This window comes from Sporosarcina sp. FSL K6-3457, from assembly GCF_038007285.1.
In the GTDB taxonomy this organism is placed as follows: Bacteria; Bacillota; Bacilli; order Bacillales_A; family Planococcaceae; genus Sporosarcina.
Genome location: NZ_JBBOWX010000001.1, coordinates 2,259,613 through 2,282,527 on the forward strand (window position 1 = coordinate 2,259,613; position 22,915 = coordinate 2,282,527).

Annotated in this window: 20 protein-coding genes and 1 other annotated feature; of the genes, 4 read left to right on the forward strand and 16 right to left on the reverse strand. The window is 38.5% G+C overall.

Going from position 1 to position 22,915, the window contains the following annotated elements:
* Positions 1–61 precede the first annotated feature (61 nt).
* On the forward strand, positions 62–718 hold the full coding sequence (locus N1I80_RS10710) for a Type 1 glutamine amidotransferase-like domain-containing protein (protein WP_340740027.1): 657 nt from the start codon (positions 62–64) through the stop codon (positions 716–718).
* Between the two features lie 292 nt (positions 719–1,010).
* Complete coding sequence (locus N1I80_RS10715; RefSeq protein ID WP_340737859.1) at positions 1,011–1,772, forward strand: class I SAM-dependent methyltransferase; 762 nt, start codon at positions 1,011–1,013, stop codon at positions 1,770–1,772.
* 260 nt (positions 1,773–2,032) lie between these two features.
* Here the strand turns inward: N1I80_RS10715 and N1I80_RS10720 are convergent, their stop codons facing one another.
* The 11 genes from N1I80_RS10720 to N1I80_RS10770 all read right to left on the reverse strand — a co-directional run bounded on the left by N1I80_RS10720 (position 2,033) and on the right by N1I80_RS10770 (position 16,411).
* Complete coding sequence (locus tag N1I80_RS10720; RefSeq protein ID WP_340737860.1) at positions 2,033–2,404, reverse strand: rRNA methyltransferase; 372 nt, start codon at positions 2,402–2,404, stop codon at positions 2,033–2,035.
* A gap of 17 nt (positions 2,405–2,421) precedes the next feature.
* Positions 2,422–2,661, reverse strand: a complete 240-nt coding sequence (locus N1I80_RS10725; RefSeq protein WP_340737861.1) for a hypothetical protein — start codon at positions 2,659–2,661, stop codon at positions 2,422–2,424.
* Positions 2,661–3,206: an LAGLIDADG family homing endonuclease gene (locus N1I80_RS10730; protein WP_340737862.1), complete on the reverse strand. Its 546-nt coding sequence runs from the start codon at positions 3,204–3,206 to the stop codon at positions 2,661–2,663. Before N1I80_RS10730 ends, N1I80_RS10725 begins: the two co-directional genes overlap by 1 nt.
* 360 nt (positions 3,207–3,566) lie before the next feature.
* Positions 3,567–3,998 carry a hypothetical protein gene (locus N1I80_RS10735; protein WP_340737863.1) on the reverse strand — a complete coding sequence of 144 codons (432 nt, stop codon included), beginning with the start codon at positions 3,996–3,998 and terminating at the stop codon, positions 3,567–3,569.
* A gap of 99 nt (positions 3,999–4,097) precedes the next feature.
* Positions 4,098–4,679, reverse strand: coding sequence for a histidine phosphatase family protein (locus N1I80_RS10740; protein WP_340737864.1), 582 nt, complete (start codon positions 4,677–4,679; stop codon positions 4,098–4,100).
* A gap of 64 nt (positions 4,680–4,743) precedes the next feature.
* Entirely contained in the window at positions 4,744–7,830 is a 3,087-nt protein-coding gene (gene ileS, locus N1I80_RS10745; RefSeq protein ID WP_340737865.1) for an isoleucine--tRNA ligase, read from the reverse strand.
* Between the two features lie 62 nt (positions 7,831–7,892).
* Positions 7,893–8,136, reverse strand: a binding site (T-box leader).
* A 78-nt stretch (positions 8,137–8,214) separates the two neighbouring features.
* The gene (locus N1I80_RS10750) at positions 8,215–8,721 is read right to left on the reverse strand and encodes a GNAT family N-acetyltransferase (protein WP_445683703.1); all 507 of its coding nucleotides are present in this window, start codon (positions 8,719–8,721) and stop codon (positions 8,215–8,217) included.
* Between the two features lie 46 nt (positions 8,722–8,767).
* Positions 8,768–13,183: a hypothetical protein gene (locus tag N1I80_RS10755; protein WP_340737867.1), complete on the reverse strand. Its 4,416-nt coding sequence runs from the start codon at positions 13,181–13,183 to the stop codon at positions 8,768–8,770.
* A gap of 1 nt (position 13,184) precedes the next feature.
* A complete protein-coding gene (locus N1I80_RS10760) occupies positions 13,185–13,919 on the reverse strand; it encodes a DUF6063 family protein (RefSeq protein WP_340737868.1) in 735 nt (244 codons plus the stop codon).
* The gene (locus tag N1I80_RS10765) at positions 13,912–15,402 is read right to left on the reverse strand and encodes a replicative DNA helicase (protein ID WP_340740028.1); all 1,491 of its coding nucleotides are present in this window, start codon (positions 15,400–15,402) and stop codon (positions 13,912–13,914) included. The genes N1I80_RS10760 and N1I80_RS10765 overlap by 8 nt, the downstream gene beginning before the upstream one ends.
* Complete coding sequence (locus N1I80_RS10770; protein ID WP_340737869.1) at positions 15,389–16,411, reverse strand: Wadjet anti-phage system protein JetD domain-containing protein; 1,023 nt, start codon at positions 16,409–16,411, stop codon at positions 15,389–15,391. Before N1I80_RS10770 ends, N1I80_RS10765 begins: the two co-directional genes overlap by 14 nt.
* 675 nt (positions 16,412–17,086) lie before the next feature.
* On the opposite strand from N1I80_RS10770, the gene N1I80_RS10775 reads away from it, so the two are divergent.
* Both N1I80_RS10775 and N1I80_RS10780 read left to right on the forward strand, forming a co-directional pair.
* Positions 17,087–17,872: a hypothetical protein gene (locus N1I80_RS10775; RefSeq protein WP_340737870.1), complete on the forward strand. Its 786-nt coding sequence runs from the start codon at positions 17,087–17,089 to the stop codon at positions 17,870–17,872.
* A gap of 17 nt (positions 17,873–17,889) precedes the next feature.
* Complete coding sequence (locus tag N1I80_RS10780; protein WP_340737871.1) at positions 17,890–18,774, forward strand: DUF3307 domain-containing protein; 885 nt, start codon at positions 17,890–17,892, stop codon at positions 18,772–18,774.
* 104 nt (positions 18,775–18,878) lie between these two features.
* Here the strand turns inward: N1I80_RS10780 and N1I80_RS10785 are convergent, their stop codons facing one another.
* The 5 genes from N1I80_RS10785 to N1I80_RS10805 form a co-directional block, all read right to left on the reverse strand.
* A complete protein-coding gene (locus tag N1I80_RS10785) occupies positions 18,879–20,225 on the reverse strand; it encodes an amino acid permease (RefSeq protein WP_340737872.1) in 1,347 nt (448 codons plus the stop codon).
* A gap of 142 nt (positions 20,226–20,367) precedes the next feature.
* Positions 20,368–20,541, reverse strand: a complete 174-nt coding sequence (locus N1I80_RS10790) for a PspC domain-containing protein (protein ID WP_340737873.1) — start codon at positions 20,539–20,541, stop codon at positions 20,368–20,370.
* Between the two features lie 198 nt (positions 20,542–20,739).
* The gene (locus N1I80_RS10795) at positions 20,740–21,441 is read right to left on the reverse strand and encodes a DUF3221 domain-containing protein (RefSeq protein ID WP_340737874.1); all 702 of its coding nucleotides are present in this window, start codon (positions 21,439–21,441) and stop codon (positions 20,740–20,742) included.
* A 242-nt stretch (positions 21,442–21,683) separates the two neighbouring features.
* Positions 21,684–22,436, reverse strand: a complete 753-nt coding sequence (locus N1I80_RS10800) for a hypothetical protein (protein WP_340737875.1) — start codon at positions 22,434–22,436, stop codon at positions 21,684–21,686.
* Positions 22,437–22,460: 24 nt separating this feature from the next.
* Entirely contained in the window at positions 22,461–22,898 is a 438-nt protein-coding gene (locus tag N1I80_RS10805) for a GNAT family N-acetyltransferase (protein WP_340737876.1), read from the reverse strand.
* Positions 22,899–22,915: the final 17 nt, after the last annotated feature.

Sequence of the window (22,915 nt, forward strand, 5' to 3'; positions counted from 1 at the left end):
AAAAAACAGAATGAGTAGCGCAGGGAGTGAATGTAATTCAAACTTTTCTACGGGGGGACTTATGAAAACTCACTATTATTTAGGTTGGTTTAGCGATTTTTTTCCAGAGAATCTGGGCAGGGTGTTACAGGAGGATATAACTGATAGAAAATCGCTCGCTATGATTAGCTCGAACCCATCTATTTATGAAGATGATGGTGCTACCGAGCGTTCGTGGCTTGACCAGGCTGGCATTATGTTTGATGAATATCATTTAATTAATTATCGTGTACAGAAGGAAGATGCCCAAAAGTTAATTCAAAATGCTTCAGTCATTTTCTTGTTGGGTGGAAGTATTCTTAATCTAAATGGTTTTTTGATGGAATATGAATTGTCGGAGCTGATTAAAAAAAGCAGCGCCGTTATGATGGGAGCAAGCGCTGGTGCAATCAATATGTCCGCTAAATGGTTATGCTCGAAAAACTTTGGAGATAAAGTTGAAGTAAGCTCTGTTTACGACGGAATCGGCCTTGATAATTTTTCTGTCCTGTCTCATTTTGATCTAGAAAATAATATGGAGCTTGTTCAAAGTGAACTGTCTTCCTTATCGGAAGAAATGAATATTTATGCGTCGAACAAAGATTGCGCAGTACGTGTAAAGGGGGACAAAACCGATATTTTTGGCAATGTATATTTAATTTCTCACTCAAAGATTCAGAAATTGGAGGAGACGCTCTAGTTATGGTGAATGGCTTTGGCTTTATTGAATTAAAGGTACTATTTTAAATTTAGTGATGGAGAACTACGCAAAATAGGATTGTTTCTTCTGTTAAAGTGGTGATAAGGCGATGGAGGAGAAGAACGGAAATTAATCTCAATATATTCTTATGTGAATTTCTTTGTTGGAGCTAAAATCATATAATCAGTAAAAAAAGACTACGAAGTATTGGTTTAAGACATTCAAGACAACTTCGCTAAGCATGTACATACCTTGTTAAGTTGTATAGGGCTAGAATATGGAGGAGAAAAATATGAAAACAACTAATTACTCTAAGATAGCGGAAAAATACGATAATAACCAGTTTAGAGTTGATGAAATAAGATTTGACTATGATTTAAAAAATTATATTGAGAAAGATGCGAAGTCTAAATATACCGTTTTAGATTTATCTTGTGGAACTGGTTTATATCTTGAAAAACAAATTAACTATTTTGATGGAGATAATATAAATTGGAATGGACTCGACCTTTCAGAAAAAATGTTAAAGAAGGCTAATGAAAAAGTAAAAAACGTAGAATTTACTAATGCTAATGTTGAAGATATGCCGTACGGTTCAGAAAATTTCGACTTTATTTCTAACAATTATGCGTTTCACCATTACAGAAATAAGCAACAAGCATTAAATGAGATATACCGTGTATTACAAAAAGGTGGTATTTATAAATTACATAATATAGCCATTCACGATATGCCTAAATGGTGGGTTTATCACTACTTTCCAACAGCATACTATGAAGATTTAAAAAGATTTTGGAATAAAGAGGTTATTTTTAACGAACTTTCAACAAGGGGGCTAGAAGTAAACTTAAAAATCGAATATAGAATGGAAAATGCAAGGGTAAATGATTACCTAAATCACGCTGAAAACAGAGACATTTCTGTACTAACTTTGATTAGCGATAAAGAATATGAAGAAGGGCTTGAAAGAATGAAATATGATGTGAAAACTAATCCTGATAAAACAATAGTCAATGATTTTGCAGAAATGTTTTGTATTGCTAAAAAAATTTAAGCTTTTAAAACTAACGGATGCAATGCTGCATAAAAGTAAATTTAATTGGTAATGAGGTGGTTAATTTAACCACACATATAGATCAGGCTGAAATAACCGTCCTTATTTTCGTCTCCAAATAGTCCTAACTTTGATGTCCTTATACAATAAACTCATTTTATCTCATTGTTTCAAGTATACTTATTCAACGAAACGCAACTTCTGATAATTTATATTATGACCGGGGCGTTCTTTGAAACAGAATAATAAACACCAGTCTATTACTCTACCCTAAATCTATGGCTATTGTTCTTAACGTTCTCAGTATCAATAAATTCCACGCTATACTCAATAATATCATTGATAAACAAGTTGTGCTCTTTAGCAAAAATCTTCGTGCTTTCCAATAACTCTTTATCATAAGTCGTCTTATATTGAACTCGATCCTTTGGCCTCAACTCTTTATTGAATGACACAACACCTTGCGTTAAAACGGTTTGCAATCCACTTTCAATTAAATAATTGACGTGTGTATTATGCTTTAAAGCCATTACTTTTAAGGATTCCAAGATTGAATGACTAATATTTGTTCTAAATTTAACTCTTGAATTGTCTGTCGTATGAATTAAATTTCCGTCTACCAATTTCCACATAGTTAAAAAACTCCTTTTTAATCAACTATCCGTTGTGACATGCGTTGTCTTTTATCAAAGATAAAATTATCAGCCACTGCATCATTATATATAATCTTCGCAAGTTTAGGTAGTTCATATTTCCCCTTAACCCAAACGCGGTAAATAAGATTGCCAGCTGAACTAACTGTTGTCGTAATTTCTGAATGTAGTTGCCATGATTGAAATACTGACAACAGACCATCTGCAAAATTCTGACTACCCGATGTGACATTCATTACATAACCCGTTTTTTGTACCCAACCATCACCATCAATCCCCCCCTAACAAACGATGCCATAAACGCTTCTGGTACATTTGGAAAAGGGACTGTTAACGACTTTTGTGCGACAATGCCTAAGTCTTCAAGATCCTTTTTTATCTCCTTAGAATTAACGATTAAAAGTGGTGTCGACCTTGTGGGACCTGTAGGCGCTAGTACATAATCTGCTTCCATATACTTTGCGATCAATTTAAGGATGCGCTCGTCTTTTTGTGAAAAGTAAATAGTGTGATAATTTTTATTTACATGTCCATCTGTCACGAATAATCCAAGTACCCAAGCCATTTCGTGTGTCCACACTTTAAAAAAGTCTTCATTCACCTTGTTTTTCCTTGGCTGGCCTGAGTATTGCTTTCTATTCATCGGTATTTTGTGCTTATGTAGCACATTGCGAATTGCTCGATCAGATATGCCGGTGATGGGTTCCATTTCCTTATAAGGCATACCGCTTTTGTACATCTGAATAATGGTTTCATCTGTTACACCCGGATTTCTTGGCATAGCCCTTCCCTCCTTCTGATGACGGAATAAAATACTATTCAAAACGAACGAATGTTCCATTTGTTTAAATATACACTTTTGCATCGACTTTATCAACTGAAGATTTGAACTAACGTTGATATTCAATAAAAATATGCCCAAATACGGCACAGGGAACATTTGTTCTTATCGTGATATAAACCCTCTTTTTACCGATTTATCAAGCAAAAAATCTACATTTCTCCCCTCCAACAATCAAATAGAGCTTGTCACTCCATAATCCCCTTTTTACAATTGCGAACAAGCGTTTAGGTGTCGCAAATTCGGCATATTAAACCATAAAAAAGTAGGGCAAACCAGTTAATTGATCTGCCCCACTGCTTATTCAGTCTGTGATAGCTCCTTGTAAGCCAGCACCTTCAAGGCAAGGATTTCCTCAGGTGTTAACTTGCCTTCAATGTCATTGAGCAGTTGCTGCTTCTCTGCCGCAGTTAAGCCGCTTTGAGCTTTCGACTGAAGTTCCTGCAACTCACTAACATTAAATTTTTTGACCAATACACGTACGGCCTGTTCTTTCGTTTGGAAAGGTAACGTACTGCTATCTACATTTTTTCCCTCTTCAATAAATGCCTTTAGCTGCGGATCATTATTGACTTCTTGTTTAATACTCTCAAGTTGACCACTATCATTCAACTCCACGGCGACCTGTTCCATAACTTGATCGGCGATGATTTTAGGTCCGAAATAGTAAGCGGAAAAGCCTAGCACAGCAATAACAACGATAATTCCAAACAGTATCTTTACAAATTTCAACTCAGCTCACCCTTCCATTACGAAATCCCTTATAAAGGATACTACACAGTATTCGTCCGATGTACAAGAAAGTAAGCGATTTGAGCGATAGAAGATGAATTATTCATCTAAATGTTTTGTGCCGTTATAAAGCGGACAGCTCCATATATTTTCTGTATTCTTAAGAATCGTTAGGGATGTATTGTCGATAGATGTTTTTGGGAATTGCTCTGGCAGCAATCGCTGTAAAGTAAGGCCTATTAAAGCCCCGTGACTCACTACCAATACTCGCTTATCCTTATGAGCCATCACGAGTTCTTCTAAAAACTCCAACCCTCTGTTGGATACAAACTCATACTTTTTCATTCCAAGGTCTATTTCTCGCCAATTCCTTCCCCATTTATGAATCCTTTCAACTTCGGTTGTTCCTTCAATTTCACCGCAGTCGATTTCACGAATTCTTTCATCATACATACTAATAGGCAATTGTAGTGTAGTTGAAACGATTTGTGCAGTTTCAATGGCGCGTGATAGGTCACTCGTAATGATTACATCCCATTCCTGTTCCAAAGAAAGTCGATTGGCAAGTGCCAATGCTTGCTGCTTCCCTATTTTATTTAAAGGGATATCAGATACACCTTGCGCCTTGCCTAGTTCATTCCACTCCGTAATTCCGTGTCTGACTAGCCCTATTATTGTCAAATCGCTTTTGCTACCTTCCTGATACAAATATCTTTCGTTTTTCATAATGAGCCATAAGAAAATGTTAGCTAATCGGCAACAGCTGAATGACTGCGGTATGCTCCCCTATTGTCATTTCGGAACCATCAACAACATGATCTCTCATATATAAATGACGCATCAATAAGTTTTCCTGTAGTAATAACGCAAACTTTTCAATAACGATTCGTAGCTCTGGGTCCGTACAAACTGCAATATCAACACGCATATTAATCGGCAACTGTAATTCCTTCCGATACGCTTGTATCGCCCGAATCAATTCGCGAGCCGTTCCTTCTTGCACCAGTTCCGTTGTTAAACCAACATCTAACGTAACCGTATAGGCTCCATTTGCTGCTGAGGAATAGCCTTCCTTCGCCATTTTCTCGACGAGCACGTCCTCAATGGTTACTGTCACAACGTCGCCTGAAGCCGCAACCATTTCTCCATGACCTACTTTTGTAAACGCCATAGACTCTTCACTCGTTAGTTGCTGTAGCCATGTATGGACGATATTGGATTGTTTACCGAATTTGGCACCCGCTTTTTTAAAGTCTAATTTTAGTTTAATAGCTGCAAATTGGCTTTCATCATTGACTTCATGGAATTGTTTGACGTTCAATTCGTCCATGATGATGTCCTGGTACGCCGCCCAGTTAACAGACGCCATTGCACTTAAGACAGAAATGCTTGCTAACGGCTGTTTGACCTTCAAGGCAGTTGTGTTGCGAATGCTCCTTCCTAATTCAACGACTTGGAGCACTGCATCCATTTCATTTTCTAACTGCTCGTTTATCCGATTTGGATCATAGGTTGGATAATCAGATAGGTGTACACTGTCTCCTGTTAAGTTGAAATAGATATCTTCAGCGATGAATGGCGTGAAAGGTGCCAGCAATTGACTCGTTTTTGTCAGGACTTCGTGTAGCGTCCCATAAGCCGCCGCCTTGTCTGGACTCATGTCACTCGCCCAAAAGCGCTCTCTGGAACGTCTAACGTACCAATTACTAACCTCTTCGACCAGTTGTGCAATGTCCCTTGCTGCATTGGTAAAATGATAGTCCTTTAAATTAGCACTGACCACCTTTATGGTGCTGTGTAAGCGAGAAAGGATCCACTCGTCTAATTTATTGTACTCTGCAACAGCACCTTTTCCGAACACATAGCCATCTAAGTTAGCATACAGGGCGTAAAAACTATACACATTGTCTAACGTATCGACTAATTTCGATTTCGCTTCCTGGACGATGCGTTGCGAAAAACGTTTGGAACTCCACGGCGCGCTATCGACGACTAATGCCCAACGCAATGCATCTGCACCGTACTTTTCGATTAAATCGACTGGATCTAGTGCATTGCCTTTACTCTTGGACATTTTTTGTCCATTTTCATCTAAAATATGGCCTAATGATAAGACGCGTTTGTATGGGGATTGCCCCGTAAATAATGTCGATACTGCTAGTAAGCTATAAAACCAACCCCGTGTTTGATCAATCCCTTCAATAACAATATCTGCCGGGAATTGCTTGTTAAATAGATCCTCATTTTCAAATGGATAATGATATTGTGCAAATGGCATGGAACCACTGTCAAACCACACATCAATGACTTCAGGCGTTCTGGACATTTCTCCTTCACAAACCGAACAACGAAGCTTAATTTGATCAACAGTCGGTTTATGCAAGTCAAGCTCATCTGCGAGTGGATGAATGGACAGCTTTCTTAGTTCTGCTATGCTCTTTGGTGCTTGCTCGTGTTGGCAGTCGTCACATTGCCAGACATTGAGCGGCGTTCCCCAATAGCGTTTCCGACTAATATTCCAATCCACCATTTGCTCCAAGAAATTGCCGAATCTCCCTTGCTTGATATGCTCAGGATGCCATGTCACGCCTGCATTATTGTCGATGAATGGTTGCTGCAAAGCCGTTGTTTTGATAAACCAGTTATCGTTAGCGTAATATAACAGCGGTGAATCACAGCGCCAGCAATGCGGATAATTATGTTCGAATTTTTCTTTGCTGTACAACAAGCCTTTATCCGCAAGATAACGAATGATATCGACATCACAGTCTTTGACAAAACGTCCTTGAAAAGCAGGGACTTCCGCCGTATACTGCCCCTTTTCATCGACGACATTGACAAAAGAGAAGCCGTTGTCTTGAATGACGTGATAATCGTCTTCTCCGTATGCAGGTGCAATGTGCACAATTCCTGTACCACTGTCCTCTGTAACGTAATCGGCTTCCACTACTTGATGCCCAATGGCTACTTCTACAAACTCAAATGGTGCACTATACGACAAACCCTTTAACTCCGCCCCAAGATGAACAGAGAGAATGTCATAATCCTTTTTTAATACCGTTGTAGCTAGTGATTCCGCCACGATGAAGATGTCATTGCCTTGTCGTGCACGCACGTACTTCATCGTTGGGTGGACAGCTAATGCCACATTGGCAGGTAATGTCCAAGGCGTTGTCGTCCAGCCGAGAAAATATTCGTTGGTCCGATCTTGAATCTTGAACTTCACTGTGGCCGTTAAATCCTTCACCATCTTATATTCCTGTGCGACTTCATGTGAACTCAGAGATGTTTGACAGCTCGCGCAATAAGGCGATACGCGATGTCCTTTATGGAGTAAGCCTTTATCATGAATCGTCCCTAAGATATTCCACACACTTTCAATATAAGAATTGTTTAACGTGACATAAGGATCCTCCATGTCTACCCAATAGCCAAGTTGCTCCGTAAACGTGCGCCATTGTTGTTCATAGACAAAAACGCTTTCCCTACATTTTTCAATAAAGGCCTCAACACCATACTTCTCAATGTCACTCTTGCCTGAAATACCCAATTGTTTTTCCACGCCTAATTCAACCGGTAATCCATGCGTATCCCAACCTGCTTTTCGAAGGACTTGATGGCCCGTCATCGTTTTGTATCTGGCGACCACGTCTTTAATTGTACGTCCCAAGGCATGCCCAACATGCGGTAAACCATTTGCGGTCGGTGGCCCTTCATAAAATACAAACGAAGGACTCGCTTCTCTTGTTTCAATGGATTGCTCAAACGTACGCTGCTGCCCCCATTGCTGTTGAATGCGTTGTTCGCGTTGCTGAACCGTTTCTTTTTTCATCTGATATCGCCTCGTTTTCGATTTTTTGGTTAAAAAAACATACAAAAAAACCCGTCCCTATGGAAAGGGACGGGTTTAACCGCGATACCACCCTAATTCTATTGAAAACATTCGTTTCTCAATAGCACTTAGCCACGTACAAGCATACGCGTTCCTTTTATCGGTAGACACCCGTTCAAGCTTACTTCGTTTCAGCTCGATTTCTCAGAGAGGATTTTCATGCTTGAACTGAACACCGGCTTTCAGCATCTACCGGCTCTCTGGGGAACAGTGTCAAACAGTACTTGTTCTCGTCAACGAAAATGTATGTTTTTGTTAAGGATGATATTACCTTATGCTGTGTAGGCTTGTCAAATGAATCATTTTTCGATAATTTTTTATTTACTATAGGAATTGGCCAACTGGAAGGTCAAGATTAATGGTCGTATGGCGCACTATCGATTCATAAGCGCAGGCTTTCGCTGAAAACTGGCGCATCAAAACGGCTACCTGCAAAGATTCACTAGATAAAGCACTTTCTTCACGACTGCCAATGAGCTTTACATCTGGTACGACCGGCCAAGCGCCAGCACGTTCATAAAAATTGGTCAAAGATGACTCGCACGTAAACACGCCAATATCTATGTTGTTATTCTCTTCAATCCATCGAGTAGCGGCAGCAACTGTGCGCAAACCCAACCCGAGACCTTGATAATCGGGATCAGTGGCAACACAACTAAGTCCAGCTAAGTTGAATGTCTGCCCACAGTGTTTGATGGTCTTCCGCACCACACCTGCGTAGCTGACCAACTTTCCATTTGAGTAGGCATAGAATGAGCGTGCCTGAAGTGATGCAGCGTGGGTACCCTGAATGGGTTCGCCGAGCATTTCTGGCCAAATCTGGTTTAGCATGACAGCAATCTGATGCCATAATGCATCAGACGCTTCATTATATTTCTCAAGAAAAATCAAACCCTAACTGCTCTCGTTCTCCTAACCTAGCAAGTGTATCAGGGTCGTTGTCTTCAAAATAAGCTGTTTGGATATGTTTTTCTGTTTTTACGATTTGTTTCGATGAATTTATTGCTTGGCGTAACTGGCAACTATAAATAACCGGGAAATAATCACTTAGAAACTTCCCCTCTGCATGTGCAGTAAGGGCAATCATTTGGAAGCCAAGTTGTTCTGCAATATAAAAGACAGGTTGCAAGACATGCTCGCTTGAAGCTTTTCCAAAAGGATTATCAACAATAACTGTTCGATTTCTCTTCTTTGACGAACGAACATCTTGATTTTTTTCGGCGATATAATTTAAAATACCTAAAAATAACGTCATGTTTTTACTCCATTTTTCGCCACCAGACCATTTATTGGATTGTTCCCATGGATAGGACTGTGAAGTAATAGATAAATCATTCGTTACTTTTCTACAAAATGCTTTTAATCGTTTTTGTTGGACGATGACATTCAGTAATTGCTGCGTATTTAAAATCTTTTGGATTTCTTCTTTTATAGCGGTTGTATTTTCAATTCCCGTGGCATCTTTAAAGTCAATATGCTCCAACCGCTGTCCAAGTCGTTCTACATATACTCGGATTGCCTGTTTTGCTTCGTGTTCCTGCCATTCCGGAATGGCAAACCGATAAATCTCTGTTGGTCCGTCGACAGTTTTAACACGTGTATTCCTAGGAATCGCTTTCAGTTCGTCAATTACGTTTGCTACATGCGTATACATACGGTGGATAAATTGCTCCAATTCCTGGTCTTTTTCCTTCATCGTCGTCTCCGCAATTTGAATAGCATTCGCAATCCGCGCTAGCATATGTGTTGAAAACTGCTGAATGTCTTTGTATTTCGTATGCACATTTAAGCCTTGAATCGTATGGTCGCGTAACTTACTATCTTGAATCTTTTGATGGCAAAATTGTATAAACTTATTTTTATCGTTGACTAAACGATCACTCATTTTTGTATAGTTATTTTTTGCTTCTTCTAATACGTTTTCAATTTCTTTCAACATCTTTCTCGCATGATAAGTCAGTGCAAGTCGATCCTCTTCTGTTAATAAAATCCCTTCAATCTGCGGATGAAGGAACTCAAATTTCCCATTCAAAACATCATAATGATGCACGACTTCATCGATTTCTGTTAGTGCTGTACTAATTTTTTGCTTTTCATTATATAACGACTTGGTGAGGCGGTCCAATCCTTCTTGTTCTTTTTGTAAATTCTGCTTGACCGTTTGAAGCGGCTCCTGAAAAGACACAAGTGGTTCTCCAGCAAATTTTTGATGAAATTGAGCAGATTTCTGTTCGTGAAGTGTTTGTTGCTTAATAAATAAAGAGTTTGCCTTTGTAAGTTGTTCCTCTTTTTCTGATAACATCGTCTTTTCTTCATTGCGCTGCATGGTTAGTTGTGAAATTTTCTGCTTAATATCAGACGGCAGTAACAGTATTTTTGTTATTGGCTCCCCCTCACTATGCAATTGTGCTAATCGATCCTCGGCCTCCTGTTTGTTGGTGATAAATTGTTCAATCTTTTGCTGAATTAATTGACGTGTAGTAGACTCGTTCGCTAACTTCCTTATCACCGAATCGTATGTCGCTGTCAATTGCTCAATACTTTTGCTTGAAAAAACAGGCTGTGTCATGTCCTTTGATTTTAAATACAGTATATGGCTATCGACTTGTGATCTTTTATCTGACTTTCTTTCACCCAGTCGCTCCTTACAGTTCTCCAACGCTTCGCTGCTCCTCTTAACAGCAAAAACAGCCTTTTGTAAATCAATTTTAACGAGGCGGGATGCTTCTTCCAATGCATGTACTTGCTTTTGCTTTTCTTCTACCTGTTGATTGAGTTGTTCGTGTCGAATTGCATCTGCTAATTGCATGTTTAGGTGATGTAAGCTATCTCGATCATCTATTAATTCAGCTTGCTGTATACGAATTTTTTCACTTTTCTCCTCTATTTCTGTTGTAAAGCTACGAATTTGTTGTTCGATTGCTTCTAAGTCTTCTTTTAACGATCGAATCTGTTCCTCTTTTTCAAAAATCAATACTTGAGGACATTCGGCTAAAAATTGTATAAGCTGTTGCTCCATATGGCTCCATTTTGCTAAAGTATCTTCTACTTGCTGACGTTCTGAAATGAGTATATTTGCACGTGCACGAAGATTTTGTTTCCATTCAGTAAAATTAGTGATTTCCTTATGATAATCCCAATGAGTGGGTACGACGACTTGTGTGATTGCCTTTTGTTCCCCTTGTACAAGTGCATTTGCCTCATCAAGCGATAGCACGAGTAAAGGATATTGAATCTTATCACGCTGTGCTGTTATTTTTTCGATAAGTTTCGGCACTTGGTCTGTTGTAGTGATTAAAGAAATAGGCCAATAAGGATAGTCTTGTGTTTCCAAGGAGAGATTTAACTGCGATAAAAAACGTGTACCTTTTTCCAGAAAATCAAATTGATTTTGCCATTGCTCAATTTGTTCATCGATATAAGGATCGGCAAAAAACTGTTCCATTTGCTCATAATCATCAACATAACGGAGCGCCAGACGTTCCTTTTGTAACTTCTCTACTTTTAATGTATTTAAATGTTGTAATTCATTTTGAATGCTGCCCCGTATTGTTTCTTCCTGTCTGTAAATGGAATCAAGCGTATACCACCGTGTTTGCATCGCTTGTAATTGTTCAATCATGAATTGATGTTTGCGCTTCATTTGTTCCAATTCTTTTGCCTTAGCTACGTGTTGATTACTTATCTCAGTCTTTTTTTTGTATAATTGGTATCTTGCTTGATCCGCTGCCCCAACTTCTCTTTCCAGCTGTTTATTATTCGTTTCTGTTGCACTAATATGTTGATCAAGCATTGCTGTTTGAACTTCTAATCGTTTTTTCACATCACCAACCGTTTCATTTTCCTGCATGACTGTCAGCGATTGTACAATACCTTTTTGTTGATTTTGGAGTCCTATGACCTCCGTTTGACGTTGAATCATTTTCCTATTTGTTTGACTTTCTTGTTGCTCTAATGACACTAGCCGAGCTTGTTCATCAGCGACTACTTGCTCGAAATAGACTTGCTCGCGTTTGTGTTCTGCGATATCTTTGTCAAACTTGTCTTCCAACTCAAGGAAGAACCCTTTAATTTCTCTCAAATGATAGGTTTGCTGTGCTTGCAATTCTTGAATATCTAGTTGCACATCTAAACTAGACAATTCTTCTTGCTTGGCCAGTATTATCCCTTCAGCTTTTTGAATTTTATCTTCTTCATCAGCAACTTTTAAGGATAAAATTTCTTGTTTTGTCGCTGTGTACCGTTCGTTTAGTGCATCTCGTTCTGCTGTAATATTGTTAACAATTGTCTGTTCATGAGTCATTTTATCCTGTAGTACGTGCACTTCATAAGATGCTTGTTGCTTTTCGTAGATATCTAACTGATCTTTTGCTCTCTTTAGGGCATTTTCATTGTCAAGTTGTTTTTTCTGTTGATCTAGCAGCATTTTATCGTGATAAGCTGCTGATGCCTTTGTTTTTTGTTTTACTGTGCGAAAGGCTTGTTCCATTTCATGCAATTTTGAAAAGGTTTCTTGATAGGTAGTTAATTGCTCTCTAATTTGTTCGTGTTCCCGAATCGTTTCACTCATTTGACGATGGATTTTAAAGCCTTTACGCCGTGCGGTGAAAGAATCGACAAAGGTTTCATCTTTGTTAAAGTGCATTGAGCGTTCCACAGCTGGAATGAGTAGCTTTTCAAATAATTGTTGAGATGTTTCACATTTCTCGAAGAATTTTTCGATATCGCCTTCAGCGCTATTAATTTTTATAATACTTGCCCATTCTTTGGCGATAATTTGATAATTTCGTTCGATATGTTCTTGAAAACCAGAAATCGTTTCAAAAATTCGTCCACTTTGTTTCGTTTGTGCACGATAATAGTCGAGGATTTCTCCTTTTTCAGCTGTTCTAACCCCATTCGCAATTTCTTTCACAAATGGTAAATGCTCAATCGACTCTTTACTGCCTTCCGCATATTCCGTCACAAATCGGTAAGAATCAAGCTGGTCTTGTCCGCGAAATAAGGTGACTGCTGTCAGTGCATAGCGTCTAGGGCGGTCTGAAATAATCCATTCGATAGCAATATGCGCAGGTTCGTCAAGCGTCAGTGTCTCTTTAATCTTCCGGCTGGCCATATTGGTATGTGGAATAATGGCTTGCAAAGCCGTTTGAATAAAAACAGTCTTTCCCCCGCCATTTTCCAATAAAATAGCACTATTCTCACCATCAAAAACAAAAATCTCATCATTATATCTCTTATTTCCATCTTCATAAACGATATTCGTAAAACGAATTTTTGAAATGGCAGGCATCTTACTCCTCAACCTCCTTATTCAATTCATGTGCATAAAGAAAATCTAAAATAGCACGGTTGTATTCGTATTCCATGAAATAACTTTGGATAATAACTTTTGCTTTTTCAGTTAAAGCAAGCTCACCCTCACCAATCCATGTTGCTAATCCTTCTGCGATTAAAAAACGACTTACTGAATCTAGAAAACTTAACCGACTTTGTGTATTACCAACTTGTCTTTTGGCGGTTTCTTTCAAATCATCAAGTCCGTCCCATCTTTCAACAATTGCTAACCAATTATAAGAGTATTCCTTTTCCAACGTAGCTAATGCTTCTAAATCATGCCCTTTTAAAAAGGTGATTCGCTGATTCATGCTGCGTGCCCAGTCATCAATACGCAAAAAATCAATCGTTGCCTCTGTCGTCGCATAACTATTATAAAATTCACCGAAGAAAACGAGTGTCGAAAAGTAGAGCAAATACAAATCGGCATTTGTTGATTGGCTTTTCAAATATTTTCTTTTCATTGTTTCATTCGAGTAATGAAACGATGAGTGGCGTGTAAGGGGCACAAGGAACATTTGATCCCCCGCAACAACAGTTGTACATTCTACTTCTTTCACGAACTGTTCGATCAATCTTCGAATGTCTTCACTTGCTGTATAGTCTTCAAAAAGTTCCCCTTCCAGCACGCCATTTTTCGTCAATTCGGCATACACTGTGAAAGCCCGTAAAATGGCTTGTTCATCATACATCTTCCACGCCTCCCTCCAATTGAAATAGCATTTCTTGTATTGAATAACGCTCAGTTACTTGTAAAATCTTTTTTTGCTCGGTGATTGTAAGTGTACGATTACCAAGCAAAGAAAATATAGACGATAAAGCATGTTCTGTTGTGGATTCTTCAAATGATTGTGAAGTATGTAAAGGTGAGCGTTGATGTAACACGAGTAAAAATTCATAAAATAATCGATGATCCAATAGGTTTGTGTCAACTACACTAGCTATAAAAGCAGAAAAGAGTAATGACGGCTGCGTTTCCAATTCTACGATTAATAGGCGCATGATTTCACCATATGCTTCGTTTTGAATTACGGCATATTTCATTTTTTGCTCTTCTTCATCGACAACTAGAAATTCAGAAGTCTTTTGTTCTTCTTCTATTTTCCCAATCAATTGAGGTTCAAAAATTGTCAAAGGAGACCATACTTCTATTTGCTCAAGTGAACCAAACGGTGCAGCAAGTCCTTTGACACCTTCAAGTGCAGCGGGACTGTTTAATAGACGTGTTGTAATGTCTTGCTCAAAGTTAAATGAGGCGACACCTGAAAAGTATAAGGATTCATGTGCTGCCTTTAATGCTGTGTTTTTCATTTCCATACATTGAAATAACAATGCACCATGCTCGCCATGAACACGTTCTAGCTCTTTGGCGATTTCTAATATGTAGCGGTAGGCTGTACGTTCTTCTTGTTCTATATTTTCATAATACAAATGATCTTGCGTCTCTTTAACAAAAGTCGTTAGCTCATCGAATTCCTCATTTTCCCTTTTTAAACGATCATAAATATCTTCTAGCAATTTTTGATAACGAGAAAAAGTTTCACTAGAGACGATATTTCGTTTAATTTCACGCCCTACCTTCAACATTCGCTCATTTAATCGTTCGACTTCGATAAACATTTCGTTCATTTGTCGAAGTGCACTTTTAAATTCCCCTTTCTCAAGCTGCTTTCGTAGCATTAGTTGATGAATCGATAATTGAAACTCACTGTAAAACTCTCGGGTTGCAAAAACGAGTTCGAGTCCATCTTCATCTAAGGTATAATATTGGATGCCTTTTTGAAAATCATTATCACGTAGAAATGAAAATTGAACAGATTCCTCCACTTTGGTTTCCCAATTGTAATAGGGAACAATACACTTTCCCCCAGATGGACGAAATTTCATAATGATCTCGCGGGCAATTTGAAGATAACTATCGTCAGAGATGGACAGTCGATCGCCTGTCATTTCTTTTAAAAAGTCTCCTAAGTCGGCCGCATTTACCTTCTGATTACGCATCAGTTTATGTTCAAAAAAGAACAATAGCGTTAGAAACCCAAAATCTTTCATCGGAATTGTTTTACCGTTGAGATCTTTTCTTTGTAGGCGATCCAGTTCAAATAACGGCTCGAATAGGGCAAGACGTCTCACACGTTCACTATAATTCAGTGTTAAAGTATCAGAAAATTGCATCACTCCACACCCTCCAAATCATTTGTAACTCGCGTGTTTTCAATACTTCTTGGGGTAAATAATGATTGGTTTTAAGCATTTGTATTATGTTCGAATGTTCATTTTCAGGGAAAAAGGATAAGAAAGAAGCGAGTGCACCGTCCAAGATTGTTTGAGTTTCTTTCCCTAGGGACGGTCGGCATTGAAGACATTTGTCGTAAAATGCACGTGCCGGTAATACATCGAATGCCTGGTGTAGTTTATACCAAATCGAGATGCCCGTCCGATCTAAATCACCAAAATAATAAAAAGTATGTACCCCGTTAACCAGCAATTGCTCATGGAAACTTTCCATCCCTTTATCAACTTTCCAACCACTTCCGTAAATCAAAGTTGTAAATCGACTGTCCTTTAGTGCAGGCAACAATCCCTGATAGGTCGTCTTATTTTCTACAATCAGATGAATGTGATGGTTTTCATTTATTCTTACCCCGTTTACAGCAAACATCAATGGATCTCCAACGGGCATAATATTCATTTTATCCCACAGCTCTACTCGTTTTAGACACTCGGCACCGCCAGTTTCTTCAATCCACTTTTCATCACCTACAAGTTCAAAACTGCGTTCAGGGGCAGGTACCGCATAAGTTGGCAAACCGCTGTTTACAAGATATTGATGAATTTTACGCAGATAAGGGAGATCTTGTTGCATTACTTTTTCATTAAGTCGGAAATAGCGATCTAAGCGAATCTGTTTATGTAATTCCAATCGTAATTGCTGAAGTTGAACAAAATAATCTTCTTTTAGGGCTGCTTGTTGAATACGGTATGTATTCGCTAAAAATGGTGGACGTGATGTGCGACCATGTGCTTTGACCATCGTTATGACATGCGATTTTTCAAGTGATTGTATCATGTCAACAAATTGCTCATAGGGTATGTTTGCGTTAGCCGAGAAGCTTTGTAGTTCGTCGATGGATATAGTTTTCTTTTTTAAGGTTTGTAAATATTTTTTCAAATGCTCTATCATCGTTCGTCTCCCTTCTTTTAGCCGATAGGATAAACAAGATTTTTATCGTATTATGAATGATTTTATCATAATATTGAACCAATTACTTTGTTAAGCAGGCTGTTTGAAAGATTCCACCACCAAATGATTACATATAAAATAATACTGTACACATTTGAATGGTCAGTGTATATTGTAGGTAATAGAACCCACCACGCCTCTTGACAATGTGGACCACGGTGGGTTATTTTTATGTCATAAAAATAAAGGACCATTGCTACTCATACTAGCAATGGTCCTTTATTGTTAGTTACGAATCCCCCACATTAGAGGAAGGTGCTCGTCATCCGAATAAACACGTTAATTCAATTAAACGGATTGATTTGTATGTTCCGTTAATTGAAAATTAGAAGAGGATCAGACCTATCCAGTTCCCTTAAGTATTTGTTATCAATTTCATATCACTCGCCCAGAAGCGTTCTCGGCATCGTCTAACGTACTAATTATTAACTCTTAAGCACTTGACGTTCCTATGTCACCTTTAGCTCAATGAGCGTCGCCTAATTTCGTCTATACAGTAGAATTTTAAGTAAGTTTGACTGAATAGACGAAATGGTGTTATATTCGTTTGAATAGACGAATTAATATGGTGATTTAACCAGCCATTCACTACAAATCAGTTGAGAGGAGATTTATATGACTTACCCAGTTTCTGTTTTTATTATGGACGTAAGCAATTCTTCCAAAGGAGACATTGGCGGTGAATTAAGTAAGTATCTTCAGCAGTTAGAAGAAAGGATAGCTATCTGGACGAGGGATATCACAACGACTCAAGTCATCCATCGTTCTGGTGATGAGATCGTGGTCGTCAGTAGTGGCTATGCAACAGCTTACACACTTGCCTTTTACATTAGTCAACTATGGGCATTCAAAGATCATAAACCCTATTTTGGCCTCTCTTTTGGCGACATTCAGGAAAACATCAATACTCTCGATATTGAGACTTGGATTCATCCTTTCATGAAGCAAGCAAGACATGCTAACGACTTGCTAAAACACCAAGAGCAAAATAGGGGCCAGTTCAATTTTGAGTTAGCTGATTTTCTAAATGAAAACCCCTTTGAAGGGTATCACCTCTTTAGAAGCCAATTTGAGACCTTATTAAATATGATTTTAAAATTACAACAAGATCAAATAAAAGAACAAACAGCTATTCAGTCACTTGTCTGTTCTTTGCTTCTCGTCCTTGACCAACAAAATAGAATAAGTCATTATCTTAGTCGGTCTGCATCGACTATTTCAAGCCATTTAAAAAAAGGGAATTATGACTCTATTACAAGTGCATTTCATGATGTTGTCAAAGTATTGAATTCGTTGCAGCCAGAAAGCGAACATGCTCACCAAGTCATCAACAATCAACTGCAACAGAATATCAAGCGGAGTGTGAGCGCTAATCTTCATGAGTATTTTTCAATTGATTAGAAATGGAGGGAGAAACGATGATAGTCTTATTGTTACTTCTTGCACATTTAGTAGCTGACTTTTGGCTACAAACGGATGCCATGGTAAAAAACAAGATGAAGAATTTAAAGAAGCATATGCTCCACCATCTAATTACAACTGGACTAGCACTCGTAATCATCTGGGGGTATTCTCATCACTTTACGAATATATTCAGCTATCTCTTACTTCCCCTAGCCTTTATAGTCGTGTCGCATCTAGTGATTGATATATTGAAAATAAAGCTGTTGGATACCATCAAAGCAAAAGATAGTAACAGTTTAAAAAAGTTATGTTTTTTCCTGGTAGACCAGTTATTACATATTACGATGTTGCTGATCACCTGTATGATTTTCTTTCATATGACCACGCCAAAGATAGTGACCCGATTACTACAATTGCTCAGTGAGGAGAATGAAATCGGCAGTTTAGACGTGCTCAATACATTTCTTTTTATTGTCATTCTTTTTATTTTGGCTACAAGTGTGAGTGGTCACATAATAAATTTATTGGTAGGCTCGCTGCCTTCGGAATTTGTAAATTTCGAAGGGGAATTTACGCTTACTAATCAATTAACGAAAGAAAAATCTAGTCATCCGTCTAAGATTGATAGTAATTTCACAGAGCAATACCATTACCTTACCTATTCCAATCCCCTACCTTCACGTGGAAGGTTAATTGGCTACGTAGAAAGATTACTAGTGATTTCATTAACGATTGTAGGTGCGTATCCATCGATTGCTTTCATAATTGCGGCAAAGTCGATTGCGCGTTTTAAGCAATTAGATGATCGAAATTGGGCTGAATACTTCTTATTGGGAACTTTAGCTTCCATATTGCTCGGATTAGTGCTTGGTTTATTGGCGAAAAAAATCATCATGTAAATATCTCTTAACCAAAATGCGAAGTTGCTGATCGTTTCCCCAGCAACTTCGCATTTTGTTATAGAATCAATGAATTATTCTCATAATTATTTTGCGGAAAATTGTCAGTTCCGAACTCCCCGCATCTTATATATCCCAATCAGCAAAATAAACCACACAGGCGTGACGAACAACGCGATGCGTGTATCTTCTGCCAGTGCTAGCACAACTAGCACGAATGCAAGGAAAATCAAGATCAAATAGTTGGAAAGTGGGTAAAACGGCATTTTAAATTTGCTCCTTCTAGCTAAATCCGGTCTTCTTTTACGGTATTTCAGATGGCTGATAACTGTAATACCCCAAATGAAGATGAAACACACCGTCGAGATACTTGTGATAAGCGTAAAGACGCCTTCTGGCATGACATAGTTCAGTACAACAGCTATCAGAATGACAATCGTTGAAAAGAACAAAGCGTTAGAAGGTACTTTATTGCCTGTTAATTTAGTAAAAGGGATAGGCGCATGTTTATCTTTCGCGAGTGAATAAACCATCCGGCTAGTACTAAAAATGGCGCTGTTACATGCAGAGGCAGCGGATGTCAGGACCACAAAATTAACGATACCAGCCGCAGCTGCGATTCCGACAGCCATGAAGACGCGTACAAATGGACTTTCCGTTGGATTGATAGCATCCCACGGGTAAATACTCATAATGACAGTCAATGCGCCAATGTAGAAAATTAAAATCCGAATTGGAATATTGTTGATCGCTTTTGGAATTACTTTTTCAGGGTTTGCTGTTTCTCCAGCCGTTAATCCTACCAACTCAATACCTGCAAAGGCGAACACAACCATCTGGAAGGACAGTATAAAGCCCGTCACTCCGTTCGGGAACATACCGCCATGGCTCCATAAATTAGAGAGGCTTGCTGTTCCTGCATCAGTCGTAAACCCTTTGAAAATCATATAACCACCAATGACAATGAGTGCTAAAATAGCAATAATTTTAATTAAGGCAAACCAAAATTCCATTTCCCCAAACAGTTTGACTGTCGCAAGGTTCATCATCAGCAACACAACGAGTGCGATAAGACCTGGCATCCACTGGGGCACGTCTGGGAACCAGAATTGCGTGTAGAGTCCAACTGCGGTTAAATCAGCCATCGCGATAGAAATCCAACAGAACCAATACGTCCACCCCGTGATAAATGCTGCCATATTGCCCATATAATCTTGTACAAAGTCTACAAACGAATTGTATTTCAAATTACTTAAGAGTAGCTCTCCGAGTGCACGCATGATTAGAAAGCAGACAATACCTGTGATCAGATAAGCAAATAAAATCGACGGCCCTGTTAAATGAATTGATTTTCCTGCGCCTAGAAATAATCCTGTTCCGATTGCTCCACCAATCGCAATCAGTTGCACGTGACGATTTTTCAAACCTCTTGCTAATTCTTGCTTCTTCAAACAACTTCCTACTCTCTGCTTACATTTTTAAATAATATTCCTTTAGAATTCTACCATACAGACAATGAAAAAATACCTTCAATTTAAGAATATTACAATGCAAAAAAGAGTGGTGTTAACACTACTCTTTTTTAAACGCTTATTAAAGTGACTCCTTAGGCAAAAATAATGCGAATATTAAATAGACAGCAATGGATCCTGGCACAAAAACAAATAGTAGCCTTACAATCAACGATGGTAAATTGAAAAAATCCGCCATTCCTCCACAAACCCCGAATAAAATCTTATCGGACGATGATTTCGTTAATTTGCTCATTGGGACACCTCATCTCTGCTATGGACTAGCTATTATTTTATTGTAAAATGAAGGAACTATATTGCCTTCATTGAAAAAAGGACTATGTTAGAATCTTATCATATCCTCTACAAAAAAACGCTTACAATTGTAAGGGAATTTATTTCACGTCAAAAAGAGCAGTTCGAAAAACTACTCACTAATGGTTACGGCAACTCATTATTTTACTTCTACAACAAATGTAAACGAAACTCTACCATTCTCCCATTTCGCTACGACTTCGTAGATTGTATTGCCGCTAGTAGCAGGCAGTGAGATATGGCCTTCTTCTACAGTGACAGCCTGTTGTTCAATATCCGTATCCCAGATAAAAACACTCAGGATAGGGTTTTGCTCAATCACAATGATGGCCTCGCTATTGGCTTCAACGATAATGGGCTCCAAATTTTCCGCAATTTGCGTTGGACTAGCAGCATCTGTCATAATGGATTGATTTTTTCTTGTCCACTTAAAGCCGCCTTTTGCCATTTTATAACGAGTGCCATTTATCTCAACAAATCCAGTTAGATTAGGCGGAAACGCATGATTATTATAATCGAACGCATCGGATGATAGTTCCTCCACCTTTAATATTTCAATATTTCGTGCTGTTGCTTGAGCGGGATAGGATTCTTTGATGCCGCCATCTATCCATACAACAACCTCCTGATTCACTTCATATTTTGTGATGTCATAAAAACTAGGTAAAGTCAGCCAAATAAGCCCATCGTCTGAATCATCCACCAACACACGGTTTCCAGTCACATCGACTTCAGTAATGACCCCTCGTCGATCAACTTGCCCTTTAACCGCACTATCCTTTGCATCACACCCCACTAAGGTCAAACAGACAATTAACAGGAAAACTAGGTATCGCTTCATAAGAGATATTCCCCCCTTTAGCTGATTTGACGGGTAGACCTGATAAAGGTTACGTAATTATTAATTACTCCCTATACGTTTCACATACGAAAACAACCATTCAGCCACCTACTTATATCAGAATTTCAGATTTCAGGTTAACGGTGAGTTTGATGTGAATGGTAAAAATATATAGACAACGCCAAAAGTGCTCAACCTATTAGTGGCTTGAGCACCTATGTCTGCCGCATAATGATAATCATTCATATAGAATTTATTCGGTCACTAATCATGTTCAGTGATCTTCTCGCTTCGCCTCTGATGATTTGTTCGCTATCATTTTGTTCAATGTCCTCAAGTGAATGGATTACATTGCTGTCATCGAAACTCTCGAATGATCTAACCAACTTCCAACGAATCACATCATCATAAGCATAATTTTTCAAACAGAGCATAAGCGCGTCACTTATTTGACTATCGGTATGTAGATTGTTGTAGAAACAGATGAATCCTATAGCATCAATGACTTCTCTTATTACAGGTAATTGATTTGTTTGAAGTACATTCAATAAAATAGGTAAAATATCTGGATTCATATGCGCCAACGTTCTGGTAATAATATCTCTCGGCAATGGATAACTGTTTTTATTGAAAGCCTTTGTAGGTAATGCCTGATGCTGATTGTTTCCTATTCGTCCTAAATAATTGACCATTAGTTTGGCAGCTTGAACACCGCCTTTTGCTAACGCATCACATAGTTCAATCTTTGTATACAGCTTTTTTTCTTGTACAAGCCTCTGTAGAAACAGTTGAATCAATTCATCATCTACATCACATTTTTCAGATAGTAGCTTTACGGCAATCGTGCGTTGATAAGCTTCTTTTGACTGAATCATTTCTAGCCACTCAGACTTTGTATGATTCATATGACTTTCTACATCTTCAATTGTTATATAGCCACGACTTTTTAATTGATCCACTGAACTTTTCATCTCGGGCTCCTTCGTTCCAGTCATGTGACTGCCTCCACGTATTTAGTATTACACACTAAAAAAGTAAAAGTAATTCGTTTCTTTGGCAAATCCAATTTTCTCATACAGCCTCTGTGCTGTTATATTGTCTTTCCCTGTTTCAAGCAGTACCCCCTTTGCACCCACCTCTACTGCAAAAGTAATCGCTCTCCGTATCAATGCCTCACCAAAGCCTTTACCACGACCAGATTCTTTCACATACAAATCGTTTAACACCCATGTCCGTTTCATACTGACGGATGAAAACGATGGATAGAGTTGAACAAAGCCGATTGCCTCGTTGTTATCCAAAGCCAAAAAGACAATAGATTCCTCATTGCTTAATCTATCATTCAGGAAAGTCCTTGCGCCATCCAAATCAGATGGTTGCTGATAAAATTGACGATACAGGTCAAAAAGTTCGGTTAACGCATCCAGGTCATTTATTGTTGCTTGTACAATAGTCATATGAAAAACCTCCTACA

Bases quoted from the DNA above. Each gene is read 5' to 3' on its own strand.
- N1I80_RS10710 (WP_340740027.1), top strand. From the start codon at position 62: ATGAAAACTCACTATTATTTAGGTTGGTTTAGCGATTTTTTTCCAGAG.
- N1I80_RS10715 (WP_340737859.1), top strand. From the start codon at position 1,011: ATGAAAACAACTAATTACTCTAAGATAGCGGAAAAATACGATAATAAC.
- N1I80_RS10720 (WP_340737860.1), bottom strand. From the start codon at position 2,404: ATGTGGAAATTGGTAGACGGAAATTTAATTCATACGACAGACAATTCA.
- N1I80_RS10725 (WP_340737861.1), bottom strand. From the start codon at position 2,661: ATGAATGTCACATCGGGTAGTCAGAATTTTGCAGATGGTCTGTTGTCA.
- N1I80_RS10730 (WP_340737862.1), bottom strand. From the start codon at position 3,206: ATGCCAAGAAATCCGGGTGTAACAGATGAAACCATTATTCAGATGTAC.
- ileS (WP_340737865.1), bottom strand. From the start codon at position 7,830: ATGAAAAAAGAAACGGTTCAGCAACGCGAACAACGCATTCAACAGCAA.
- N1I80_RS10750 (WP_445683703.1), bottom strand. From the start codon at position 8,721: ATGCTAAACCAGATTTGGCCAGAAATGCTCGGCGAACCCATTCAGGGT.
- N1I80_RS10755 (WP_340737867.1), bottom strand. From the start codon at position 13,183: ATGCCTGCCATTTCAAAAATTCGTTTTACGAATATCGTTTATGAAGAT.
- N1I80_RS10760 (WP_340737868.1), bottom strand. From the start codon at position 13,919: ATGTATGATGAACAAGCCATTTTACGGGCTTTCACAGTGTATGCCGAA.
- N1I80_RS10765 (WP_340740028.1), bottom strand. From the start codon at position 15,402: ATGCAATTTTCTGATACTTTAACACTGAATTATAGTGAACGTGTGAGA.
- N1I80_RS10770 (WP_340737869.1), bottom strand. From the start codon at position 16,411: ATGATAGAGCATTTGAAAAAATATTTACAAACCTTAAAAAAGAAAACT.
- N1I80_RS10775 (WP_340737870.1), top strand. From the start codon at position 17,087: ATGACTTACCCAGTTTCTGTTTTTATTATGGACGTAAGCAATTCTTCC.
- N1I80_RS10780 (WP_340737871.1), top strand. From the start codon at position 17,890: ATGATAGTCTTATTGTTACTTCTTGCACATTTAGTAGCTGACTTTTGG.
- N1I80_RS10790 (WP_340737873.1), bottom strand. From the start codon at position 20,541: ATGAGCAAATTAACGAAATCATCGTCCGATAAGATTTTATTCGGGGTT.
- N1I80_RS10795 (WP_340737874.1), bottom strand. From the start codon at position 21,441: ATGAAGCGATACCTAGTTTTCCTGTTAATTGTCTGTTTGACCTTAGTG.
- N1I80_RS10800 (WP_340737875.1), bottom strand. From the start codon at position 22,436: ATGACTGGAACGAAGGAGCCCGAGATGAAAAGTTCAGTGGATCAATTA.
- N1I80_RS10805 (WP_340737876.1), bottom strand. From the start codon at position 22,898: ATGACTATTGTACAAGCAACAATAAATGACCTGGATGCGTTAACCGAA.